The organism is Microaerobacter geothermalis (assembly GCF_021608135.1).
Taxonomy (GTDB): domain Bacteria; phylum Bacillota; class Bacilli; order DSM-22679; family DSM-22679; genus Microaerobacter; species Microaerobacter geothermalis.
This window is the reverse complement of sequence record NZ_JAKIHL010000041.1, coordinates 1-16343: the sequence shown is the minus strand read 5'-3', so window position 1 is coordinate 16343 and position 16343 is coordinate 1. Positions and strand designations below refer to the sequence as shown.

Here is a 16343-nt window from a genome sequence, read left to right as displayed (position 1 = left end):
AAATTCCTTTACGCCAAACGGAATACGATCCCTTTTCCGCCCTTCGGATATTCCCATTTAATATTTTCATGTGGACATCCAATCCGGCAGCTTCCACATTCATGGCATCCTTCAAACCCAACGGCCATTCTTGTTCCTTCCCATTTATACACTTCTCCCGGGCAAAAAAGAGTACATAGTTTATCTGGACATTGGGTTAAACACACATCATGATCCAACACCGTCAAATGAGACTTTGTGTCTGCATTAAACCGAACCAAATACTGTTTCGCCTCTATATCCGCCTTTTTCAAAGGAATTGCGCTCATTATTTCATCACCTTCCATGCTCGATAGATATCGGAAAGGGCTTTAAATGTGCCCCGCCGTTGACTTACCATTTGCAAAATCTTCTTCTGTTTGTCCCTCTTCGGTGTTCCGTCAACGGTAAACATTTCGCTGGCTGCTTTATTTAGCATGGGGATATATTCCTTGAAATACTGCGGATTTTCTTCAAAGGTATGGGTCGCATCTTTATACTTCTTCAAGTCTTTTCCTACAAAGCTGTCCATGAGTCTTACCCGATAGCTATCCAGCATATTTTCTGAAAAATCATTGGCTTCCCTGGCCAAAAGAATCGTTTCGGCAGCCAAGCGGCCGGAAGTCATTGCCATGTTAGATCCTTCACGATGGATGGAATTAACCATCTGACCGGCATCCCCTACAACCACGACTCCGTGTCCTACCAACTTGGGCATCGCATGATATCCACCCTCTGGGATCAAGTGTGCCGCATATTCCTGGGGCTCGCCTCCATTGACCAGCGGACGAATTACAGGATGGTTCTTGACATAATCCAACAGGTCATAGGGGCGAAGTTTTGATTTAATCAAACTGGACAAAGTAGCCCCAACTCCGATATTAATGCTCTCCTTATTGGTGTAAATAAATGCCGTACCTACCATTCCCTTTGTTGCATCACCAAATAATTCGATGGTGCAGCCTTGGTTAGGCTCTAGATTAAAGCGGTCTTCAATTTTGGAAGCAGGCAGATTTAATACTTCCATCACAGCCAATGCAACTTGGGATGGTTTAAATTCCTTGTGGAATCCAAGGGATTTGGCCAATAAAGAGTTTACTCCATCGGCTAAAACCACAACGTCAGCATACACATCGCCATCTGGACGGTCCGTGCGAACTCCCACGACCCGACCATCTTCCACAATACACTCCTTCACAACGGTTTCATTTATTAGAAGGGCTCCGGCTTCCACGGCTTTGCTGGCAAACCACTGATCAAATTTCGCGCGCAACACGGTAAAATTATTGTATGGCTCTTCTCCCCATTCCAATCCCTTATATCCCATGGTTACGGCAGATTTCTCTCCCAGCATCCAGAAGCGCTGTTCCACAACGGGACGTTCTACAGGAGCTTCCTTGTAAAAACCAGGAATTAATTCCTCCATCTGTTTCCGGTACAGTACGCCACCCATCACGTTCTTGGCTCCCGGGTATTCCCCTCTTTCAATGAGAAGAACGTTAACCCCTGCTTTTGCCAAAGTATAGGCACAGGAAGTACCTGCCGGACCAGCACCCACAACGATGACATCAAACTTCTCAGCCATACTTGACTTCACCACCTTGTTGTATCGACTTTTTAAATTCTTCAATTAATTTAGGAACAACCTCAAAGGCATCTCCTACAATAGCGTAATGACAGTGATCAAAGATTGGAGCATTGGGATCGTTATTTATGGCAATGATTAACTCAGAATTTTGCATTCCCACCGTATGTTGAACGGCACCGGATATACCAATAGCAAAATAAATCTTTGGACCAACAGTTACTCCGGTTTGCCCCACTTGATGGGCATGACCGATCCAACCAGCTTCAACCGCATCACGGCTGGCACCAACTTGGCCTCCCAAAACCTCTGCCAATTGATGAACCAATTTAAATCCTTCAGCATCCCGAAGTCCCTTTCCACCAGCCACGATAATATCAGCTTCTTCGAGATTTACCTTTTCTCCCATATCTTTAATCATTCGAAGTACCTTAGTCTTCAGAGACTCTTCTTTCAGATCAATGGGTTCTTCCACAATTTTGCCTGCTCTACCCTTTATAGGTTCCATGGCCTTCATCACTTTTGGTCTGACGGAAGCCATCTGAGGACGATGTTCTTTACAAAGAATGGTCGCACATATATTTCCGCCAAAAGCGGGACGACTGGCTTCAAGAAGCCTTTCCTCAGTGTTAATATCAAGAATTGTGGTATCTGCTGTTAATCCAGTTTGTAAATCCGTAGCAACGGCACTCGCTAAGTCTCTTCCTGTAGCTGTTGCGCCATATAACAGGATTTCCGGTTTATACTTGTTTGTTAAGTCAACAACACCCTTCATATATGTCTCTGAACGATAGTCCTTTAAAATGGGATCATCAATAAGATAAACGGCATCCGCACCATATTCAAATAATGTTTGGCATAATGGCTTGACTTGGTATCCTAAAAGAACGCCGGCAAGCTCCACACCCAATTTATCAGCCAATTTCCGTCCTTCCCCTAACAGTTCAAGGGAAACTCCGGCAATTTTTCCTTCATGCTGTTCGATAAAAACCCAAACACCCTCGTATTCTGATTCCCGTACCTTCACAGCAGGTCCCTTTTGCTCTTCCTGAGATGCTTTTTCCTTCCCTTGCTGCTCTTTTTCCTTCCGCTTTTCATCTAAAGATTCCACTTTTCCCTGTGCAGCAGGCGCGTCCGTTTTTGTCTCTTCTACTGGTTTGGCTGCAGCATCTTTTTTCGGGAATTTTCTCATATGATCTGGTAAGGTGATGGCGTCTGTCGGGCAAACAGGGATGCAGGCTTCACATTCCACACACTTATCAGCAGTAACTTCACACTTATCAGGACCGAGATATAAAGCCCCATGAGGACAGGTATCAACACAGGTGCCACAGGATATACAGGCTTCTGAAATAAGAACTGGCACTTACGCTTCCCCCTTCCAGGCAAATAGTTCTTTTTTCTCTTTAAATAAAATGTCAATAACCTGACGAACTTGTTGATCGGCAGAACCTTCCAATTTCTTGCCGGCAGACGGCTTTGGAGGAGTAAACATTTTTCCTACAACGGTAGGTGACCCCTTTAAACCTAACTGGTCGCGATTTACTCCGGCCAGATCGTTGACCGTCCAAATGGTAGGCTGAAATCTCGCAGCTTTAATCATATTTGGAAGCGGAGAATAGGAAACCTCATTGATTTCCTTTTCTACTGTTAAAAGGCAGGGTAAAGTAGACTGTACCACCTGAACGCCAGTTTCAAGCTTGCGATGAACTGTAATTGTTTTATGATTTACATCAATTTCTTCAATTTTGTTGACAAAAGTAAGTGGCGGAATGTTTAATCTTCTGGCAATGCCGGGACCAACCTGTCCGGTATCTCCATCAATCGCCTGTTTTCCACACAAAATCAGATCAATTGGCTCTTTATCGGCAATTTGCTCAAGGGCCTTAAACAGTGCATAACTTGTCGCCAAAGTATCGGCACCAGCAAATGCACGGTCTGAAATAAGATATCCATCATCGGCTCCAATTTCCACACATTTCTTCAATGCACTGACCGCCTGAGGTGGACCCATGGAAAGGACTGTGACTTTTCCTCCATATCTCTGTTTTAATCGAACCGCTTCTTCCACTGCATGGGCATCATAAGGGTTCAAAATCGCAGGTGCACTGTTTCGGTCCAGCGTATTTGTCTTCGGGTTAATCTTGATGATCTTCGTATCCGGCACCTGCTTGACACAAACAACAATGTGCATAAGACTTACTCCCCTTTCGTTGAAAATAGTTAAGTTTGAGAAAAAAATAACATAAAAGATGGAATAAAAAAGTGAATTTTGTCACTTACTCCCCCGATAAAAGGCGGGAGCAGCTTTCTAAACACACTAAAAACATACAAAAAAAGTCCTATCATTCTATCATTCTCTCTAATTTCCTGTTTTCCTGCTGATATGTCTAAATTTATTCGATTTTTTTTGACAAAATTATGAATACCCACACACTTCAACTTTACCACAAAACCTGCTTTTGTGGATAAAAAATTACTTCCAAAAAAATTGGATGTTTTTATATTCCTATTTATTCAATATTTATGTTATGCACAATATTGTTAAGGATTTTGCTTTTGTGAATTTATGCTCTCATCTTAATCTTTGTGTTATGATGTTAACGTTTTCATTATACTTTTCTGGGGAGGCATCTTTTATGAATCAACTATCAAGAAAAGAAATTTGGGCTATAGGGTTAATGATGTTTGCCTTGTTCTTGGGAGCAGGAAACATGATCTTTCCCCCAATGATGGGACTCCAAGCTGGAAACGATGTATGGACAGCTGTTATTGGATTCCTTATCACTGGTGTTGGTTTGCCTCTGATGGGGGTAGCGGCAGTAGCATTAGCTGGGGGCGGTTTGCAGGATTTGGCATCCCGGGTAGATAAAACATTTGGCGTTATTTTTACAGTGGCAGCCTTTTTAGCCATTGGTCCCCTTTTGGCTATTCCAAGAACCAGTGCGGTTGCTTATGAAATCGGGGTGGTTTCGTTTTTACCCGATTCTTTTCAATCATCATCTATGATCTTTATTTTTTCATTTACATTTTTTGCTTTAACCTATTGGTTAGCTTTAAACCCGTCAAAACTAGTGGATCGGTTCGGAAAATTTATGACTCCGGTATTACTGACGGTGATCACAATTTTATTCATTAAAGGCGTGTCATCACCGCTTGCATCTGTTGGTGAAAGCCAATTCACCAATCCGTTATCCCGAGGGTTTTTGGACGGCTATAATACCATGGATGCCATTGCTTCTCTTATTTTCGGGTTATTGGTCATTGCCAGAATCCGCGAAAGGGGAGTAACAGACAAAAGGGCAATTACGAAGTTAACAATAAAGGCCGGAGTCATCGCTGCTGCAGGATTATCTTTCTTCTATGTAGGACTTGCTTACCTTGGCTCAACAAGCGGACAAGCCCTCGGTCCTGTGGAAAATGGCGGACAGCTTTTGGCAGGAATATCTCAGCAATTGTTAGGAACATTCGGGCTGGGACTCCTAAGTGTTGCCATCTTTTTTGCCACATTAACAACATCCGTTGGATTAGTTTCCAGTACCGGTGAATATTTTACCGATTTGTTTAAGAAAAAAATTCCTTATCCCGTGATGATTGGTATCATTACTGCCTTCAGTTTCGTCATTGCCAATACGGGATTAACCACGATTTTGAAGATTTCTGTGCCTATATTGGTTGCCATCTATCCAGTGGCTATCGTGATCATCCTTCTTACCTTAGCCCAGAACTTGTTTGGTGCCCACACCATTATCTATAAGGGCGGGGTAATTGGCGCAGGGATTATCAGTCTGATGGACGGTGTGAAAGCCGCAGGATTTAATTTGTCTGCCATCGACAATGTTCTCAGCCAAATTCCATTGATGGGAATCCTTATGGGCCAAGGTCTCGGCTGGATTATTCCATCCGCTATCGGAATCATTTGCGGAGCCATCATCATGAAAATCAGCCATAGAAAACCAGTGATGATGCCCGATTCATGATAATCATATAAAGATTGCTTTTACGATATTTATTCCAATCATAAAAAGGACAGAGGGAGTTTTCATTACCACCCTCTGTCCTTATTTTTTGCCCGATGACGAAGTGCCACTACACTCTGTAGTTCTTAAGCGTGAAATAAATACACGAAGTCCTGGATAAGTTGTCGACAAAAACGCAGCGTCCTGCTGCATTGTCGACATTGGCACGTCCTGTGCGGCACAACTAAACTTCAGCTGGAGAAGTACGTTCCACCCGAAGTAAGTTTCCTTTATATCCTTTGTTTTTTCTTGCTCTCCTCGGCTGCACTTTTGCCTGCCACATATCCGGTGACCATGGCGGCCGTCAGATTAAATCCTCCCGTATATCCTTGAATATCAAGGATCTCCCCTGAAAAGGCAAGGCCCTCCATGATTTTGGAGTGCATCGTCTTGGGATCAATTTCCTTGAGATTTACCCCTCCTCCAGTAACAAATGCTTCCTCGATGGAAAGAGTGCCATTCACATGGACGGGAAAAGCTTTTACTAATTTGGCAAGGTGATGCCATTTTTCTTTGGGGATGTGCAAAAAGGTCAAATCATCCTCCAAGCCTGCTTTTTGAAGAAGAATAGGAATCAACCGATCCGGCAAATATCCTTTTAAGACATTTTTGACGATTTTTTTGTGATGCTCCTCTGCCAAATGATAAATATCCAACTCAATTTCTTCGGTATTCTTTGCGGGAATCAGGTCAATCGTCATTAACAGTTTGGATACCCCATATTTTTTTAATCCTTTTACGACAAAAGAACTGCATCTTAAAGAAATAGGACCTGACAAACCAAAATGGGTGAAAAGCATGTCCCCTTCATGTCTGATGATCCTTTTTTCCTTTGGGTCCCACACCGTTAATTCCACGTCTCTAAGGGATAATCCCTGCAGTGATCTGTCTTGGATAAAATCCTCATCAGAGATAATCGGCACTTCCGTGGGGTATAATTCGGTAATGGTATGCCCTGCCTCCCTGGCCCAAGCGTATCCATCCCCCGTTGAACCCGTATGGGGAACTGACATCCCGCCAACGGAAATAATCACATGGTCTGAAAAAATCTTCTCTCCGGATTTTAAGAGTATCCCTTTCACTTTCTTACTGTCATGATCATACAGGACTTTCTCCACCGGAGAAAATTTCCGGATCTCTGCTCCAGTCTCCACCACCTTCTTTACCAGGGCATTCACTACATCTTTGGCTTTGTCAGAAACGGGAAACATTCGTCCTCTGTCTTCTTCCTTCAGTTGGATGCCAAGATCCTCAAAAAAGGCAATAATATCCCAGTTATTAAATTGGGAAAGGGCTGAGTACAAGAATCGCCCATTCCCTGGAATGTTTTTCACAATAAAATTGAGGTCTCCGGCATTGGTCACATTGCAGCGCCCCCCGCCGGAAATGGCCAGTTTGCGGCCAAGCTGTCCCCCTTTTTCCACCAGAAGAACCCTCGCCCCATGGCTCCCGGCAGCAATGGATGCCATTAAACCGGAAGGCCCTCCTCCTATCACAATGACATCAACATTCATCAGCAAAACACTCCTGTTCCGCAAATTCCACTTTCAATAGCTTGTCAAATGAAATAAAAGTGACTCCCGTTTCTGATGAAATCAGGATTTTCCTTTGGTAAACATCGATCTTCTCAATCATACCTGTTATCTCATGATAGGAGAACTCATCATAAAAACCAATAATCACGCAACATTTTTTGGCAAAGGCATGCTGAATCCGGCGATTCAACTCCTCCAGTTCCAATTGATCCAATTCAGGAGGTAGAAATCTGTTGCTTTCCTTTTTCTTTTTTGCCAGGGCTTCCACATGTTCCGGCAAAGTAAAACGGGAGCCTTCCCACAACATATTCCCTCTTTTCAGCGATTGATCCATCGTGCTTCCCCACCTTTTCATATACTCCTATGATTTATGATGTATATGCTTATTATATGGGAATATGTGTTCTGTATGCAAGTTGCGAATTTTTTTCCTCATTGTAACTGCTGGTAATCGTTTACCAGTCCAATTTAGTTCTACATATCCTACCTTCTTAAATCCGTTTCTTTCCCAAAAGTTTTCAACTTTCCTGTTATAATCAGTAACAACATCAATTCTTATAGATTTACTAGTAGAGGTTTTTATGTAATCTTCTATTTTTGTATATATTTCTTTTCCATATCCTTTATCCTTATAATCATTATGTATCATTAATAAGGATAAGTAACTTTCCTCTGCTATTTTAATATCCAAAATACCAAACGTTTTTCCTGCTGATTTTTCTATCATTTTATAAGAATTGAAACCTGCTCTTTTCATTTCTTCTAATTCTTCTTTTAACCATTCTATTGTTATCTCACTTCTATCCATGTGCTTTTGAAGAAATTCTGTATTTGAGTTATATATTTCTAAAACATCTTCAATATCCTTTTCTTCTACAGTAGATATCATAAAATTATCTGTTTCAAAAATCATTTTTACCACCTTTACTTTGGGCTGTTCGAATAAAAGACCAAAAGGATCATATAAAGACTAAAGATCAGCAATTATGATCACAGAAAAATCCTATTTCATTCGTAAAATATTTTTAGTATTATGGTTTGAAAGGTCTCACCTAATTTCAACTCTATTTAAGTTCAAATCAACCAGTGCATAATTGATTAAAGCTTCACAAGATTTTGTCATAATGCCTTTCCCTCCATATTTTTCAGCAAGCCAATATCCTATACTCGTTGATTTATGGAACCAATTAATTTTATGATATCCTATAACTCCAGCTATTTCTCCCTTATACCAAATCCCTGCTTGAAAACCATTATTTGATGCATATTGTTTCCTTGTCCTTTCAATAAATATCTTAGTATCTTCATAACTTTTTGAATCATCTACCCATGGTAGCCACTCTCTTAAATATTCTCTATTTGAATCAGTTAACTTATAAAGTTCTTGTGCATTCCTGATCTCAAGTAATCTAAGTTCTATATCAGTATCAACAATATATGTAAACATCATTCTCCTCCTATAACTTAAAAATTATACAGAATGAATTCACATAACCTTAACCCTGAAATTGAACTGTCTTCTAACGTTTACGTATTCACGACGCGAATGTGCTTCAGGTGAAGTCTGAACCTTAGAAATGCTTTTCTTATGTTCGGGCTTTACCGTTTCTGACATAGATATATCCATCATTGGATGGTGTACAGAATACAATAAGATACCATTTGGCTTTAAAACTCTAGAAAATTCAGAAAATGTATGATCCCACTCCTTTAAATAATGTAATGTTAACGAGCTAATTATAATATCATAAGTGCTCTCTTCATCCTTCATTGTTTACTCCTTTCAGATTTTATTCACCTTTAACATACTTATTCAAGAATGGCCCTTTGCATATCAGGTTCGGATTCACGAGGCCCCACCGCCTACAAGCATCCCCGAGCCTTAGATAACACCTTCTTTAAGCTCGGGGATGCGAACACGATTAGCGAATGATGTCACTACACATGCTTTCAGTTACTAGAAAAACAAAAAACAAATACATCTAAATTGTCAGAAATTTAACGCTAATTGTTGATTATCCCATTCATCTTACCTCATAATGAATTTGTACAAATTGTCCGTAACGAGTGGTTTCTTTTAAGTGCAATTTATATTCAGGATTATCAGCTTTGAACAGAGGTATTCCTTTTCCTAGCATAATAGGGATAATGGTAATGATAAATTCATCAACCAACTTCTCTTTTAAGAAAGTGTCCAATAATTCCGCACCACCAACAAGCCAAATGTTTGTACCTTCTTGTTGTTTTAATCTTCTTGTGAAACTGACTACATTTTCACTTACAAAATCAACATATTGATCTTCTCTACTCTCTGAAGTAGAAAACACATAGCACTTTTTCTGAGGATATGGAAATTCATCCACTAAGGTTAACACTTGGTCATAAGTTTTCTTCCCCATTAGGACAGTATCAATAGTTTTATAAAATTCTGCATATCCATTGTCACCTTCTCCTTGGGTTTCTGCCTCAAGCAACCAATCGATATCCCCGTTTTCCCTAGCAATATATCCATCCACGCTTATTGCTATATATAAAATCACTTTTCTTTGTGTGCCCATAAACAACCCCCTAGTTATAAAAAAATTTATTAAGCTTTTTGCTCCTCCGTTATTATCGCCATTAGCTTAACAATACAATCTTAAAAGTGTTCTTACGGTTATATGTTTTAATTTTTTTGTCTGTTTTTCTATAACGTTGGCGTTCGATCCAACGGACTCTGAATACGCAACACAGCGACTTGTCATTACTGCGATTCTACAAGGGACAAAAACAATGGGGAAGAAATCAAGTCTTCGTTGATCATGTATTAAAAGAATTAGGAGAATTACAGGATTGCGGACACAAATCATCAATCGCTTTTTAGAGGAGAGATGAAAATCGGCTATTAGGTCAAAAACCCTTGAGAGATATAAAAGCCTCTGCTAAAGCAGAGACTTTAGGCACTTGCATTCTTTTTCCGTTTTGACAACCACCTTTTTACCCGGTTACCTTCAGCCAGCTCGATGGCTTCCTCTGCCAAGGACAGGGATTGCTGATAATCAAATTGGCGGAAGGCTTTTTCAGCATCCGTCAATAGTTGATTGATTTGATCAGATTCCCGACGATAGCGATTCCCGTACTGAATGGCCTCTTCGGAACGGATGCACAGTTCCACCAATTCATAGATCATTTCAACGGTATTGGTTACCTGAGTATTCGCTTCCTGAAACAGAAAGGATACTTTCTTAATGTCCAGGGGAGCTTCCTGCATCTTCTCGTCCACTTCATGCAACATTTCCTGGGCAATATGAACGCCATTAATAATATGATCAGGAATGCCAGGCAAACGGCTTCTTTTCATTTCTTCCACAGCCCGGCGAAGCTGCTTTGATAAATTTAGCATGTTCTCCTTGATCTCATCCTCATCCTTCTTCAGATTGTTAAGGAGTCCAAGGATCTGATTTTTCCTTTTATCCAGCTCTTCTATGAGCCCTTCAATCTCTTTCAACTGAGCAAGGGAATCAGAAAAACTTTGCAGATGTTCTTTTATCAACCCGGTGGAACGGTGCAATTTTTCCTTTACCTGATTGACCTGGCTATCAAAATCACGGAAGTCATCAAATAACTCTCCTTCATCCAGTTGATACCGATCATGAAGATGTTCCAACTCTTTAAGAATGATTCCCCTTTCATGATCGATAACGGATAACCATTCAGGAAGCCGGTGGAAAAGATCAATCACCTGCTCTTTGTTTTCCTTTTCCTGTTTCAACCGAGTTATCCATTCAGTCATTTGGGACTTCAACCGATCCATCTTTTCCTTCAGTTTTTCAAACTGCCCCTCTTCCCAATCCACCAATAGACGTAAGCGTTGCTCCTCCATCCCCTTTAGCTGTTCATCTGTCAAAATGTAGTCAACACGAACCCCTTCTGATCTGAATTCAGCGATTAAATCTTGTAAATTCGTCATTTCATTTTTTAGTTCCTGTTCCACTTCATGATAGAGGGAAGCTGCAGACAAAATATACTCATGCAGCTTCTCCAAGTGGGCGTAAAGTTCGGCCCATCCCCCATAAGTAGCTACCACATCATTCCCCTGCATGAGGTCAACCAGCCTGTTCTCCCATTTCTCCAACTTTTCTAGCTCATTGGCGAAGCTATCAAAAGTTACATGATGCTTTGTCTTCAGTTGATTAAATACAGTTTTAACAGCTTCTTTTTCTTTTTTTACCTTCATGGAAAGGTCTATCGTATGATTCTGGGTGCTTTCTACCTCTTTAAACTGCCCTTTCATAGACTCCAATTGGGATTCAACATTTTTCAGATGGATCTCCATCTGATCGATTAGGTACCAGCCTTTTTTAAAACGAAAACGATCACAGTATTCCTCTGCCTCCATCATTTGAACTTCTATCTCAGGAAGGCCTTTTTCTAGGATATGATTGGCCTGATCCAATGTATTGATCAGAAGCTGCTTTGTTTCTCCCTCATATTTTTTTACTTCATTTTTTTCTGAAAGGACAAAATTGGCCATCTGTTCATTTAATTGATCCTTCCACTCTTCCATGCTATCAATGGCAGATAATAATCTTTTTCTTCTCCAGTAAATGATTAATCCAAAGACCAACACAATAAAAAGCAGTGTAAGGAAAATGATGAACCACAAGGGGTAGCCCTTTTTTACTTCTTTGTTGACCAATGGATTTCCGTCAACGACAGTGCCCTGCTCTTTTTCCTTTTTGATTTTGCTTTTTTGAACCTCTTCACTGATTTGCTGGATGAATGTAAGAATTCCAGTGGCATAATTCCCTTCCTTTGCATAGGGAGTATAATAAAACGAGAGCTTGTCAAGAATCATTTTTTTATTAATCCCATTTTTCTCTAATTGAGATCCTGGTTTAATCGCAATGGTATTATCACTGGAATTAATGACAATTAACATGCCGTTATCGGAAATATTATATGTATCAAACAATTCATCGGTAAATTGGTCAATGGTCAAGGGACTTGTCTCTTTTACCACCACGATTTTATACTCTTCCGGCAACTGATTGACTAGAGAGGTAATCTGTTCTTTTTCAGGTCTTTTAAAAAAATCAGCCTCATCTTGAACCACTTCATCGGTTTTCTCAGGTAACTCAGCGGAATAACCTGTCTCTGTGATAAAAAGAAACCCAATGAACAATATGAATGTAAAAAACGCTAGAAAAGTCTTCTTCATGTCCCCAAATCCCTTCTATCAAGATGCGTCAGAATACCGGAATATTTATCCTTTATATCTCTTCTTTTTCGACAATTTTTTTATTTTTCCTCTCTTCTTTCCAGAGAAAAATATTGAATGCGAATCCATTGACCAATGATTAATAAAACGGTAAATAAACCGAGAAGGATCAGGAGCCTTCCTTTGTTCTCTTCAAAATAAACCAGATCGTATCCCATTAAGGACTCCAAAAATACCATGGGCATTTTTCCGAAAAAGGTTCCCCAAAAAAAGGTTCTTCCTCTCATCTCGGTGAGTCCAGCAGCAGTATTCACCAAGCTGGAAGGAATAATAGGAATGAGACGACCCAAAAAAATCAAAAGAAAACCATTTTCTTTTGCATATTGGTTAAAACGCGTGTAGAATGCGTATTTTCCCATTTTTTTGACTGCCCAATCTCTTCCAATATAACGGGCAAACAAAAAGCCAATGACCGCTCCGGCTACAGATGAAATCCATGACAAAAAATAGCCCCCGGCCAAGCCAAAAACGATGACATTGGCTCCAGCCAGTAGAACAAAGGGAATAAAAGGGAAGAAAGTCTGTAATAAAACCAGGAGAATACTAAAAAAAATGGCGACCCAACCAAAGGAATGGATGTAATCGGCAATCTGTTCCACATTTTTTGTTTCCAATTGGGCAATAAACCCTGTTTTCCAAAGGATAAAACCGCTTCCGACAAAAAGAAGCAGAGCAGCGATGATCTTCTTCACCTTAAACCTCCTGAAAATGACTTTCAACCTTTTCATTATACCAGGTAAAAATTCCATTTCAAAATAAAAACCCCAAGATTAAGCACTTGGGGATGTTCCAGCCATCAGTCAAAATGATCTTTTATAAACGTCAAGAAAACCAAAAAGCAAAATAGGATTGTGTATCATAAACACAATCCTATTGATGAGATAAGCTATTGGAAGTTTTTTATTACCCAGGTTCAATGATCCCAAGGCCTTTTTAACATATTTTCATCATTTAATAAGTGATCGGGAACTTCTATTACCATTCTTAGAAGGTTAGAGCCAAAGGATTTTCCCAAATTGTCTGTTCTTAAAGATGATGCAGCTCCTCCGCCAAGGGCCTCCTCCAACACAAATTTCAAGGCCAAGATATTAGGCACTTCATATCTGGTCACTTCCCCAAATACCAAATCTTTAAAGTGCTCCTTAACCCTTTCTGCTGTCACTTCCTTTAAGAATACCTGATACATTTCCGGCGTTCTGGCAAACAAGCCAATATCGCAGGTATTTCCTTTATCCCCGGAACGGGCCTGTGCCACATGTTTTAATTGTATAGCAGCCATCCCCTCACACCTCCTCCACATTCACTTCTACATTGCATTCAATCAGTTCCCGTGGAATCAGCACGGACCAGAGTCCGCTTAATTCCCTGACAGAGGACATCCCATGAAGTCCTCCGATGAAAGGCGGACCATTCAGTGCCAAAGGAGGAAATAACCTTCCAAAATTTTGCGCTTCTGAACGATCGCTCGTTCGAATCGCAACCCGCAAATAAATTTCATTTAAATTTTCCTCATCTATCGGTGTGGCCAAAGGGCCATGTATCGAATTATACCCCAAATATTCCACAAGATAATCCTCATATTGGATCCCATATAAATCCATCTGTTTGCGGATAATTTCTTCCGCCTTTTGAGCCTTTTTCATGGCATCGGGCCACGAATATCCTACCAGTCCCTGTCCAAGGTATCCATTGCGATAGCCCATGACCGCCTTAAGCTTGGGAGGAGCAGGTTTTCCCTTAGCCCCGGTTACCTCAACCTGATCAGGACCAATCTGATTAAAACGAACATTAGACCAGTCACAGATCACATCAGGGGATATATATTCGCTTGGATCATGAATTTCATATAAGAACTGTTCCTTTACCGTATCAACAGATACCCTCCCTCCAGTGCCTTCAGGCTTGGTTAGGAAAGCTTCGCCGTTTTCAGAAACTTCACAAACGGGATAGCCAATGCTTTCAAAATTTTCGATATTCCACCAATCTCCACTAAAATTCCCCCCTGAAGATTGAGCAGAGCATTCCATCAAGTGACCCAACAGGACCCCTTGAGATAACTTATCCCAATCATCAGTGGACCAGCCAAACTCATAAATCATCGGGGCCAAAAATTGGGCAGAGTCTGTCGTTCTTCCAGTGATTACAATATCCGCACCCTGACGAAGACATTCTACAATGGGGTGAGCTCCTAAATAAGCGCTAGCAAACATCAGCCGATCCCTAACCCTGTCAAAGGGTTCACCTGTTGTATAGTGGTCGAGGGAAACACCTTTTTCGAGGAATTCATTCAAATAAGGAAAAATGTTATCCCCTGATGCAATCCCTACCTTTATCCCGCTGATACCCATTTCTTTGGCGATGCGAAATACTTCCCGACGGGCTCCTTCCGGATTGATTCCTCCGGCATTGGTAATTAATTTAATTCCTTTCTCCTTCACATAGGGTAGCAGGGTTTTGGCAGTCACGGAAATATCTTTCGTATACCCCTTCGAAGGATCTTTTTGCCTATCCTTTTGCAGAATGGACATGGTTAACTCCGCTAGACAGTCAAAGCTGATGTACTGGACATTTCCAAACTTGGCCATATTCAAAGCCCCATATATGGTATCTCCATAAAAACCCTGCCCAGCACCAATACGGATCTTTTTCATGCCTCATCTCCCCCTCCTTAAATCTGCCTTTCAAGTTTATTCATTCTACATTATTATGAAACCTCCTGCTGATAAATACTAATTTTTTAAATAAATAGTAAGATTCCGACTAATTTCATTGCTTTTTACTCATAACTTCAGAACATGGCTCATATACATAAGTAGAATGTCCCACTTCAAATCCTGGAGGGATTCCTATGTTTCATTCTATTCGTTTCTGGAGAAATTACGGGATCATTGTTAGCTTTCTATTGTTGTTAAGCCTTCTTTTTCAATCTGGTCAAATATTTGAAGCTGTACCCAGTTTTGAAGAAGAAATCATCTGGAAAACTTACCCGTTTCCTAATGAGCATTTTCAAATCGCATTTCCCTCCACTACTTCCATACAGCCGATTCCTGTAGGGGGAGAAGTTTTATATAATTTGAGGTTTGTAGATGGAAAAGGCAGATTCCATGGACTGATTCAGCGTTGGAAAATTGAAGACCTTCAAAAATTTGTAACAGAAGCAAAAATCCATGGAGAGGGGTTGCTTTCCTATAACATAAAGAATTATGGGAAAAATGACATGTCCGGCATCCTGTTGGAATATGAACAGCAAACCCCTTCCGGTGAAGTGATTGCTGCAAGGGATTTATTTCTCAGGAGCAAGAATAAAGGCGAAGTATATCGCATTGCTTTTTTTGTTCCCAAACAAGCAGAAAAGCCATGGCACAAAACGGTTTTTGATACCATGGTTTCTACATTTAAACCTATTTAGACTAGTCTATAGATGTCGAACTAAACATCCATGACCTGTAGAGTCACAAATTGATATGAAAATGTATTTTCATATCAAAGATTCACACGTCTGCTAGTCGAGTTCGGGCAATAGATGTTATTAAAGTCGGCTTCAAGGCTAAAGAACGGAGCCCTCAAAAACATCTGGGTATTTCAACGATGGATTCAGTTTGAGGGCTAATTCCCGTTCTCTAGCCTCACAGCTTAAGTACGAACTCGAAGGCTGTCCTTAGTGAATTCTTTGATATGAAAATAATTCCCTCCCTGGGCATACTGATCTAAAAATGTCAAGTGCATGGAACCAATTCCCAGCAAAAAATGGGTATAGGGATGCCCGGGATAATCGTTGTAAATGTTTCCAGTAGTTATTATGCAGTATTCTTCTGAACTTCGTATCCTAATTGACGCACCTTAGCGATAAAATATCTTTCCATTCGTTCTTGGTTTCGCTTCTGTAAAAAGTCTTCACCTAACTCTTTATAGTGATCATCGTTTAA

At 40.5% G+C, this 16343-nt stretch carries 15 protein-coding genes and 2 pseudogenes; 2 read left to right on the top strand and 15 right to left on the bottom strand.

The features are described 5' to 3' along the window. Nucleotides 1-8: 8 nt before the first annotated feature. The 5 genes and pseudogenes from L1765_RS13350 to L1765_RS13330 all read right to left on the bottom strand — a co-directional run bounded on the left by L1765_RS13350 (nucleotide 9) and on the right by L1765_RS13330 (nucleotide 3797). Nucleotides 9-326, bottom strand: coding sequence for a ferredoxin family protein (locus L1765_RS13350; RefSeq protein WP_236407985.1), 318 nt, complete (start codon nucleotides 324-326; stop codon nucleotides 9-11). Further along, nucleotides 308-1603 carry an FAD-dependent oxidoreductase gene (locus L1765_RS13345; protein ID WP_236407984.1) on the bottom strand — a complete coding sequence of 432 codons (1296 nt, stop codon included), beginning with the start codon at nucleotides 1601-1603 and terminating at the stop codon, nucleotides 308-310. Before L1765_RS13345 ends, L1765_RS13350 begins: the two co-directional genes overlap by 19 nt. After that, the gene (locus tag L1765_RS13340; protein ID WP_236407996.1) at nucleotides 1596-2630 is read right to left on the bottom strand and encodes an electron transfer flavoprotein subunit alpha/FixB family protein; all 1035 of its coding nucleotides are present in this window, start codon (nucleotides 2628-2630) and stop codon (nucleotides 1596-1598) included. The genes L1765_RS13345 and L1765_RS13340 overlap by 8 nt, the downstream gene beginning before the upstream one ends. 180 nt (nucleotides 2631-2810) lie before the next feature. Then, a pseudogene (locus L1765_RS13335) lies at nucleotides 2811-2969 on the bottom strand (DUF362 domain-containing protein); the annotation flags it as partial. Then, a complete protein-coding gene (locus L1765_RS13330) occupies nucleotides 2970-3797 on the bottom strand; it encodes an electron transfer flavoprotein subunit beta/FixA family protein (RefSeq protein WP_236407983.1) in 828 nt (275 codons plus the stop codon). A gap of 445 nt (nucleotides 3798-4242) precedes the next feature. Between L1765_RS13330 and brnQ the strand changes: the two genes are divergently transcribed. Beyond that, nucleotides 4243-5583 (top strand): branched-chain amino acid transport system II carrier protein, encoded by a 1341-nt coding sequence (brnQ, locus tag L1765_RS13325; protein WP_236407982.1) that lies wholly within the window; start codon nucleotides 4243-4245, stop codon nucleotides 5581-5583. Between the two features lie 269 nt (nucleotides 5584-5852). Here brnQ and L1765_RS13320 read toward each other — a convergent pair whose 3' ends face one another. The 10 genes and pseudogenes from L1765_RS13320 to L1765_RS13275 form a co-directional block, all read right to left on the bottom strand. Then, nucleotides 5853-7136: a BaiN/RdsA family NAD(P)/FAD-dependent oxidoreductase gene (locus tag L1765_RS13320; protein WP_236407981.1), complete on the bottom strand. Its 1284-nt coding sequence runs from the start codon at nucleotides 7134-7136 to the stop codon at nucleotides 5853-5855. Then, nucleotides 7126-7491 (bottom strand): YolD-like family protein, encoded by a 366-nt coding sequence (locus L1765_RS13315; protein ID WP_236407980.1) that lies wholly within the window; start codon nucleotides 7489-7491, stop codon nucleotides 7126-7128. Before L1765_RS13315 ends, L1765_RS13320 begins: the two co-directional genes overlap by 11 nt. A gap of 27 nt (nucleotides 7492-7518) precedes the next feature. Next, nucleotides 7519-8070, bottom strand: a complete 552-nt coding sequence (locus L1765_RS13310) for a GNAT family N-acetyltransferase (protein WP_236407979.1) — start codon at nucleotides 8068-8070, stop codon at nucleotides 7519-7521. 135 nt (nucleotides 8071-8205) lie between these two features. Beyond that, nucleotides 8206-8604, bottom strand: a complete 399-nt coding sequence (locus tag L1765_RS13305) for a GNAT family N-acetyltransferase (protein ID WP_236407978.1) — start codon at nucleotides 8602-8604, stop codon at nucleotides 8206-8208. A 168-nt stretch (nucleotides 8605-8772) separates the two neighbouring features. Next, a pseudogene (locus L1765_RS13300) lies at nucleotides 8773-8931 on the bottom strand (class I SAM-dependent methyltransferase); the annotation flags it as partial. 250 nt (nucleotides 8932-9181) lie between these two features. Continuing rightward, nucleotides 9182-9715: a dihydrofolate reductase family protein gene (locus tag L1765_RS13295; RefSeq protein ID WP_236407977.1), complete on the bottom strand. Its 534-nt coding sequence runs from the start codon at nucleotides 9713-9715 to the stop codon at nucleotides 9182-9184. A 377-nt stretch (nucleotides 9716-10092) separates the two neighbouring features. Beyond that, nucleotides 10093-12357, bottom strand: a complete 2265-nt coding sequence (locus tag L1765_RS13290) for a septation ring formation regulator EzrA (RefSeq protein WP_236407976.1) — start codon at nucleotides 12355-12357, stop codon at nucleotides 10093-10095. An 80-nt stretch (nucleotides 12358-12437) separates the two neighbouring features. After that, a complete protein-coding gene (locus tag L1765_RS13285) occupies nucleotides 12438-13109 on the bottom strand; it encodes a TVP38/TMEM64 family protein (RefSeq protein ID WP_236407975.1) in 672 nt (223 codons plus the stop codon). 221 nt (nucleotides 13110-13330) lie between these two features. Further along, nucleotides 13331-13696, bottom strand: coding sequence for an AtuA-related protein (locus L1765_RS13280; RefSeq protein WP_236407974.1), 366 nt, complete (start codon nucleotides 13694-13696; stop codon nucleotides 13331-13333). Nucleotides 13697-13700: 4 nt separating this feature from the next. Next, entirely contained in the window at nucleotides 13701-15068 is a 1368-nt protein-coding gene (locus tag L1765_RS13275) for an acyclic terpene utilization AtuA family protein (protein WP_236407973.1), read from the bottom strand. Nucleotides 15069-15265: 197 nt separating this feature from the next. On the opposite strand from L1765_RS13275, the gene L1765_RS13270 reads away from it, so the two are divergent. After that, entirely contained in the window at nucleotides 15266-15826 is a 561-nt protein-coding gene (locus tag L1765_RS13270; protein WP_236407972.1) for a hypothetical protein, read from the top strand. Nucleotides 15827-16343: the final 517 nt, after the last annotated feature.